Below are 352 nucleotides of genomic sequence, written 5' to 3'. Positions count from 1 at the left end.
CCGGGGTCGGGGCGCAAAAGAGATCCGCTCCAAGACTACTACGATCGGCTGGGATTCGATCCGCTTACCATGGGCCAAAGGGAAATGATGGAGCTGCAGAAGGCCGCCGAGGAAAAATGGAAAGCCTCGATCCCAGGCACTCCGCTCGGGAAACGGGAGCGAAATGCCCTAAAGCAGCTAAGCTCTTATGGCCCGAACATCGCGGTTCACTCGAGTAAGATTAAGGGCTGCGGGGACGAGACGGCAGAACGCCTCAAGGCTCGAGGCTTTCTGGAAACCACCGCCCATCCCAAACATGCCAACAGCTTCGAGTCCTTGATCCTTACCGACGCGGGCCATACGGCGTTCCGTG

The 352-nt window shown here is 58.5% G+C and carries 1 protein-coding gene; it reads left to right on the top strand.

The features are described 5' to 3' along the window. Positions 1–84: 84 nt before the first annotated feature. Positions 85–352 (top strand): hypothetical protein (locus tag EN807_RS33400; protein ID WP_135938006.1); only part of this gene is annotated, 268 nt, incomplete at its 3' end.

This window comes from Mesorhizobium sp. M5C.F.Ca.ET.164.01.1.1, assembly GCF_004792125.1.
Lineage (GTDB): Bacteria > Pseudomonadota > Alphaproteobacteria > Rhizobiales > Rhizobiaceae > Mesorhizobium > Mesorhizobium wenxiniae.
This window is presented reverse-complemented; position numbering and strand designations above follow the sequence as displayed.